Source organism: Amycolatopsis sp., assembly GCF_025464955.1.
Lineage (GTDB): Bacteria > Actinomycetota > Actinomycetes > Mycobacteriales > Pseudonocardiaceae > Amycolatopsis.
This window is the reverse complement of the sequence record NZ_JAODNM010000165.1, coordinates 1-7,403: the sequence shown is the minus strand read 5'-3', so window position 1 is coordinate 7,403 and position 7,403 is coordinate 1. Positions and strand designations below refer to the sequence as shown.

The window sequence follows — 7,403 nt, the reverse complement described above, 5'->3', positions numbered from 1 at the left end:
GTTACTTTATACATAAGCTCTACTGGCTTAGTTCACTAGCACACTGTTGAGTTCTCAAGCAACACACCGCAGATCGCGCCACCCAAAAGCAGCCTTATCCGAGACGGTCATTCCTTAGCAAGTTTTTTAGCAAATTTCGAGCCCACCCACTCAATCAGAGAGAATCTGAGAGCTTGGTTCGTGGCCTCGGTCCTGCCTTTGTCGTTTCGGTTTCCCTGGCGACTTGCAAAACATTACACGGGTCGAAAGGGCCCGAAACAGGGGGGTCCCTTAACGCTCAGGCAGGCCCACTACCTGCGTTTTTGCACTGGCCGGGTCGCGATGACCGTGGTCGCGACCAACGCGACGGCGAGTACGGCGGTCACGGGGATCGGCGCGGGCGTGAACGACGCCGCCACTACGAGCACCGCGGCGACCGGGAAGCCGATCGCGATCGGGCGGCATTCGTTGGTCGGGCCGATGTGCAGCAGCCACACACTGAGCAGATAGACCGCGACGGGCACGGTGGTCGCCATTCCCGACGGCAACGCCGCGAGGTGCCCGACGTGGGTGTCGTGGTCGACCGCGACCTCGAGCCCGGTTCCGACGGCGGCCGCCGAAGCGAAGATCAGGAAGTGCCCGTACCCCCAGCTGGCGAGCGCCGGCAAGCCACCGCCGCTGATTCGCGCGTGCCCCGGCTGGTCGAAGTAGAGCCACCACATGCTGAACACGATGAGCAAACCGGAGCAGGCGAGCGTCGCCAGGCTGCCGATGTGGTCGCCGTCCGCCATCCCCTCCTTGATCGCCGTCGTCGCCCCCAGTACGGACTCACCGAGCACGATCAGCGTGAACAGGCCGTACCGCTCGGCGATGTGGTGGGCGTGCCACGGGGTCGCGGCCGCGTTCTCGGCGAACATCGGCACCGCGAACTCGGCCAGGACGAGCACGAAGAACGACGGCAACGCCCACGAATGCGGCAGTGTCAGCCTGAGGATCCACAGGACCTGGACCACCGCGATCCCTGCCGCGTACCGCAGCGCCGTCTGCCGGTGAACACGGTCCGTGTACGCGGCCCGCAACCATTGGCTCACCATCGACAGCCTCATCAGCACGTAGCCGATGACGATCACGGTGAAGTCGCCCGCGAAAGCCTGGGACACCCCGGCCGCGACGACCAGGCCGCCGGCGATCTGGATCAACGTCGCGATGCGGTAGGGCACGTCGTCGGTGTCGAACGCCGACGCGAACCAGCTGAAGTTCAGCCAGCCCCACCAGATCGCGAAGAACACCAATACGAAATTGAGCACCCCGCCGCCGACGTGCCCCTCGATCAGAGCATGGTGCAGCTCGGCGCCGGCCTGGCCGACGGCCACGACGAAGCAGAGGTCGAAGAGGAGCTCGAGCGGGGTCGACACGCGGTGCGTTCCATCGCCCGCGCGCGAGGTCATCGGGCGGTACCAGACCGACGCCCGCCGTTCCTGGGGACTGCTTGGGGACTCACCGCTGGAGGACACTGGGAAACACTCCTCGCCATCACCGAACCGATGGCGGTTATCCCAACACGATCTTGCCGCGCGTGCGAACCTGGCCGACGCCGTGGGTGAACGGGGTCCACGCTCTGGTGGGCCCGTTTCCCCCTAGCACGGGCCCACCAGAACGCCCCTCCTTCGCCGAACCGGATTCCTCCGATGGCGCAGCTCGGGTGTTGCCGAACGGTCCCCCGCGGACGCCGACACCACCGTACCGAGCGGTAACAGCGAGTGCCGATTCCACGCGACGTCCGGCACCGCACTGCTGACCTGATCACCGGCCCCATCCCCGGGCCTGGAACCAGATTGCCACGTTGGGTAGTCAATACCGCTCAGCGAAGGCTCTACAAGGTCTACCTGGTTGCTCTGCGTAGCACCAGCGTTGATCGACCTACGTCACTCGGATGGAGCATTCAAGATCACCTTGAGTAGCACGAAGGGGTTACCAGGGTGAGTACTCTTGTGGGATGCAAGGGCTTTTGCTCCAGCTGTCCGCCCTCGACGCCGACGCGGAACACGCCGTCCGGGTGATCGGGTTCTTCGACCAGCTCGTCGCCGACCGGGTCTCCGTCGAGACGCTGCTCCGGATGACCGCCGCGCTCGCCGAGTGCCCGGTGGGTATCACCGCGTCCGCCCGCGGGCTGAGTCTGCGCGCGAAACCGGACGGGACACCGGAAGCCGGCGAAGCACCGCCCTCTGCCCGAGTTCGGGAACTGCCCGACGGCACGGTGGTGTGGCTACACCGCACCGGGTCGCCGCTGCCGCTCGACGAAATGCTGCTGGAGCGGTTCGCCATCACCGCCGCGATCCTGCTCAACCACGCCCGGCTCCCCCTCCCCGACCTCGGCGACCCGGCACTGGTCGAACTCGCGTTGTCCGAGGACGCCGGAGAAGCGGAACGGTCGCGGGCGCTGCACCTGATGGAGCTGAACCCGGCCAGCCCGGTCCGCGTGATCGCCATCGCCATCGCCATCACCACTGACACCACCGCGATCGCGGACGTCGTCACGGCGTTGGGCGGCCGCGCGGCGGGCATCCGGCACGCGCCGCTGGGCACGGTGCACGCCGCACTGGTCACCGGACCGGAGCCGGTGCCGCCACAGCTGCCCGCCGGGACCCGCCTCGGCATCGGACCGGTGTCACCGGCGATCGACGCGCCTCGCGCTTGGCGGCAGGCGCGTATCGCCCTGCGGTTCGCCACGGACTGCGATCCCGTGTCCCGCTCGGACGAACTCGGCGCCGCGGTCGTGCTCGCCGAACGCATCCGCGCCGAAGACATCGCCGGGCTGCCCGACGTCGTCGCGCTGGACCGCCTCGTCGAGGAGCCGACCGGACCGGACACGCTACTCATCCTGGATGCCTTGTGCGCACAGGATTCCGTCCGCAAGGCGGCCGTCGCGGTGCATCGCCACCACAGCACCGTCGCGGCCCGGCTGACGCACGCCGAAACAGTGCTCGGCTTCGGCGTGACCTCGCCGGCAGGCCGGTTCCGGCTCAAGTTGGCCCTGGTTCTCCGGCACTTGCGCGATTCGGCCTGAGTCCTTGGAATACCCGCTGACCAGCCCCGAAGGGCTGCTTGTCGTTCCCGAAACACCCCGATGCGCGGTGCTGGTGCTGGCGGGGTCCAGTGGCCGGATCGAGGCCGATCGCGTCCGGGTACTCGCCGCACAGGGTGCCGCCGCGATGTCCATTCGGTGGTTCGGTGATGTCGGCCAGCCGGCGGGGATCGACCGGGTGCCGCTGGAGACGTTCGCCCCGGCCTTGGACCGGCTGGCGTCGTTGAGCGAACATCTCGCCGTGGTGGGGACCTCCCGCGGCGCCGAGGCCGCGTTGCTGCTGTCCGTCCGCGACGCCCGGATCCGCGCGGTGGCCGGGCTGTCGCCGTCATCGGTGGTGTGGGCCAACGTCGGTCCGGGAGCCGACGGGGTCCATCGCTCGGCCTGGAGCGAAAAGGGCATATCGCTGCCGTTCGTGCCGTACGACGACGAGTGGGTACCGGTCTCGACCGGTGGGCAACCGGTCTACCGCGGCCTGTACGAACAGAGCCTGCGCACTTTCGGAGACCGAGTCGACAAGGCGAGAATCCCGGTCGAACACATCACGGCCCGCGTCCTGCTGACGGCCGGTGGCGACGATCTGCTGTGGCCCGCGGACCGGTTCGCCGCCGAAATCAGCGAACGCCGTGCAGCTCACGGGCTGGCGACCGAAGTCCACACCCACGCCGACGCCGGACATCGCATCCGCTTCCCCGGCGAGCCCGCGTCGCCGGGTGGTGGCATGGCGCTGGCAAGGGGCGGGACGCCGGAAGCGGACGCCGAGTTCGGCCGGCAGGTCTGGCCTGCCTTGCTGGACCTGCTGCTTCTCAGGTGAGTACCGCGAGTCCCGTGACACGCTCAGGCGCGGTGGACGTCCGCGCAGGCGACGTCGACCTGCCGTTCGGCGCGTTCGGCGGCGGAGACGGTGGCGCGGTGTCGACGGCTCACGAGTTCGGCGATGGCCAGGGCCAGCGCGACCAGGGTGAGCCCAACAGAGCAGAGCATCGAAATCGAGAGCGCGAACGGGTAGCGGCCGCCGGTGGCGCTGACCACCGCGTGGAACACCGACGCCAGCACCGCGGTACCGATGGCCGTCCCGATGCGCTGTCCGGTCTGCAGCGCTCCGCCGGCCACCCCGGCCATGCTCGCCGGAACGCATTCGAGGGTCAGCGTGGTGTTCGGCGAGATCACCATGCCGCCGCCGATCCCCGCCACCAGCAGCGGCACCGCGATGGCGAAGCCGACGGAGTCCGGCGGCACCTTCCCGACGACGAAGGCGACCACGAGCAGACCGAGCACGACCAGGCCCAAGCCGGTGACGGTCAGCTTCCGGCCCCACCGCGGGACGAGCCGCCCCGCGACGGCCGCGGCCACCGCCGAGCCGAGCGCGAACGACGTGACGGCGAGCCCGGACTGCAGGGGCGTGTACCCGAGGCCCTGCTGGAAGAAGTTCGCGAACACGAGCCAGATCCCGGCGAACCCGCAGAAGTAGATCGCGCCGACCGCCGCTCCCGAGGAGTACCCCGGGGTAGTGGTGAACAGTCTCGTGTCGAGCAGCGGCGAACGTCCCCGGCGGACCATCGAGTGCTCCCAGCGGACGAACGCGATCCCCAGCACGACCGCGATCGGGAACATCCACCAGAGTTTGGCGAGGCCGCCTTCGCCGGATTCGATCAGCGGCAACAGGACACCGAGCACCGCGAGCCCCAGCAGAACGACGCCCAGGAGGTCGATCTCCGAACTGAGTTTTCGGGTCAAGGGCGGTGCCTTGGGCAGCAAGCGGGCCGCGAGCGCGAACGCGAGCACCCCGATCGGCACGTTGACGTAGAACACCCACCGCCAGCCGCCTGGATCGCCGAAGATCGCCAGGATCACGCCGCCGAGCACCGGCCCGACCGCGGTGGAGATGCCGACGACCGCGCCGAACAGGCCGAACGCCTTGCCTCGCTCGGCGCCGCGGAACAGGTCCTGGATCAGTCCGGTGTTCTGCGGGGTCAGCATGCCGGCCGCGACACCCTGCACGAGCCGCGCGATCACCAGCAGTGTTTCGTTGTGCGCGGCGCCGGCGAGCGCGCTGGTGAGGACGAACGCGGCGAGGGCGATCAGGAACATCCGACGACGGCCCAGCGCGTCGCCGAGGCGGCCACCGGTGACCAGGACCAGGCCGAACGTCAGCGCGTACCCCGAGACGACCCACTGGATCCCGCCGTTGGACGCGTGGAGGTCGCTCTGCATCGCCGGGAGCGCGGTGTTGACAATGCTGACGTCGAGCAGACTCATGAACCCCGCGGCCAGGGTGACCGCGAGGGCCTTCCACCGGCGGGGATCCGGGACGAACTCGGCGTCGAGCATCAAGTGTTGGCCGTGATGCCCGGGATGCCCTTCAACTCACCGATCAACATCGAAGTCACAGTCACGGGGTAATCATAGAGCGCGAAGATCGTTTGGCGCTTCTCTCCGACCAGCTTGAGGTGCACCGGCGTGACGCCCTTGTGCGCGAGCAGCGTCGACTTGAGTTCGCTGACCACGGCCTGGTCGACCTTTTCGGCGGCAGCCAGCAGGACCAGCGGCTGCTCGTCCTCGACGTCGCCGGCTTCGGACAGGTCGAGCGACACCAGTCCGCCGCCGAAGACCGACATCTTGTCCTCACGCCAGTTGACGCGGCCCTTGACCAGCACGGCGTTGTCCTCGATCAGGTCCGCCGAGAACATCGAGTAGGCCTTGGCGAAGAACAGGACCTCGAGGGAGGCATCCATGTCCTCGACCGTACAGATCGCCCAGGGCTCGCCCTTCTTGTTCACCCTGCGCTCCAGCGCGGTGATCAATCCGGAGAGCACGACCTCGCCCTCCGTGGGCGGGTCGTTGAGGATCGCCGCGATCGGTTTGGGCGCGTGCTTGCGCAGGATGCGCTCGGCACCGTCGAGCGGGTGCGCGGAGACGTACAACCCCAGCATCTCGCGCTCGTAGGTGAGCAGTTGCTTGCGCGGGTACTCGTCCTCGCCGAACTTCAGGTGCGCCAAGGGTGACGACGACACCGCGTCGGCGGCTGTGCTGTCCTCCGCGGAACCGAACAGGTCGAACTGGCCCATCGCCTCTTGCCGCTTGAGCGGCACCACGGCGTCGACCGCGTCCTCGTGGACCTGGATCATCGCCAGCCTGGTGTTGCCGAGGGAGTCGAACCCGCCCGCCTTGATCAGCGACTCGATGACCCGCTTGTTGCAGGCCACGAGCTCGGACTTGTCGAGGAAGTCGGTGAAAGTGGAGTACTTCCCCTTCTCCGTGCGGGTCTTGATGATCGAGTCGACGACGTTGGCACCGACGTTGCGGACCGCGCCCATGCCGAACCGGATGTCGTTCCCGACCGCGGCGAAGCGCAGGGCGGATTCGTTGACGTCCGGCGGCAGCACCTTGATGCCGAGGCGGCGGCATTCGGACAGGTAGATCGCCGACTTGTCCTTGTTGTCCCCGACCGAGGTCAGCAGCGCGGCCATGTACTCGGCGGTGAAGTTCGCCTTGAGGTACGCGGTCCAGTAGGAGATGAGGCCGTACGCGGCGGCGTGGCTCTTGTTGAACGCGTAGCCGGCGAACGGGAGGATCGTGTCCCACAGTGCCTTGACCGCTTCGCCGGAGAAGCCGCCGGGGACCCGCTCGCTGGCGAGCATGCCGGCGTGGAAACCCTCGTACTCCTGGTCGAGGACTTCCTTCTTCTTCTTGCCCATCGCACGGCGCAGGACGTCGGCGCGGCCCATCGAGTAACCGGCGACCTCCTGCCCGATGAGCATGATCTGCTCCTGGTAGACGATCAGGCCGTAGGTGTCGCCGAGGATCTCGCGCAGCGGCTCCTCGAGCTGCGGGTGAATCGGCGTGACCTTCTGCCTGTTGTTCTTGCGGTCGGCGTAGTCGTTGTGCGCGTTCATGCCCATCGGTCCGGGGCGGTACAACGCGCCTACCGCCACGATGTCGTCGAACACGGTCGGCTGCATGCGGCGCAGCAGGTCCCGCATGGGACCGCCATCCAGCTGGAACACGCCGAGCGTGTCTCCGCGGGAGAGTAGCTTGTACGTCTCGGGGTCGTCGACGCTGAGCGTGTCGAGGTCGACGTCCTGGCCGCGGTTGGTCTTGATGTTGTCGATCGCGTCCCCGATGACGGTGAGGTTCCGCAGGCCCAGGAAGTCCATCTTCAGCAGGCCGATGTTCTCGCACGACGGGTAGTCCCAGCCCGTGATGAGCGAACCGTCGTCGCGCTGCCACAACGGGATCGCGTCCATCAGCGGCTCGCTGGACATGATGACCGCGCAGGCGTGCACACCGGCGTTGCGGATCAAGCCCTCGATGCCCCGGGCCGTGTCGAAGATCGTCT

General features: G+C 67.8%; 5 protein-coding genes. 2 read left to right on the top strand and 3 right to left on the bottom strand.

The window, feature by feature from the left end:
• Positions 1–290 precede the first annotated feature (290 nt).
• Positions 291–1,427: a low temperature requirement protein A gene (locus tag JWQ81_RS41540; protein WP_297550763.1), complete on the bottom strand. Its 1,137-nt coding sequence runs from the start codon at positions 1,425–1,427 to the stop codon at positions 291–293.
• A 548-nt stretch (positions 1,428–1,975) separates the two neighbouring features.
• Between JWQ81_RS41540 and JWQ81_RS41535 the strand changes: the two genes are divergently transcribed.
• Both JWQ81_RS41535 and JWQ81_RS41530 read left to right on the top strand, forming a co-directional pair.
• Positions 1,976–3,046: a helix-turn-helix domain-containing protein gene (locus JWQ81_RS41535; protein WP_297550761.1), complete on the top strand. Its 1,071-nt coding sequence runs from the start codon at positions 1,976–1,978 to the stop codon at positions 3,044–3,046.
• A 4-nt stretch (positions 3,047–3,050) separates the two neighbouring features.
• On the top strand, positions 3,051–3,878 hold the full coding sequence (locus tag JWQ81_RS41530; protein WP_297550759.1) for an acyl-CoA thioester hydrolase/BAAT C-terminal domain-containing protein: 828 nt from the start codon (positions 3,051–3,053) through the stop codon (positions 3,876–3,878).
• Between the two features lie 23 nt (positions 3,879–3,901).
• Here JWQ81_RS41530 and JWQ81_RS41525 read toward each other — a convergent pair whose 3' ends face one another.
• Positions 3,902–5,395 (bottom strand): MFS transporter, encoded by a 1,494-nt coding sequence (locus JWQ81_RS41525; RefSeq protein WP_297550757.1) that lies wholly within the window; start codon positions 5,393–5,395, stop codon positions 3,902–3,904.
• Positions 5,395–7,403: DNA polymerase III subunit alpha (gene dnaE / locus JWQ81_RS41520; protein ID WP_297550755.1), on the bottom strand; the 2,009-nt coding region annotated here is incomplete at its 5' end. The genes JWQ81_RS41525 and dnaE, both read right to left, overlap by 1 nt.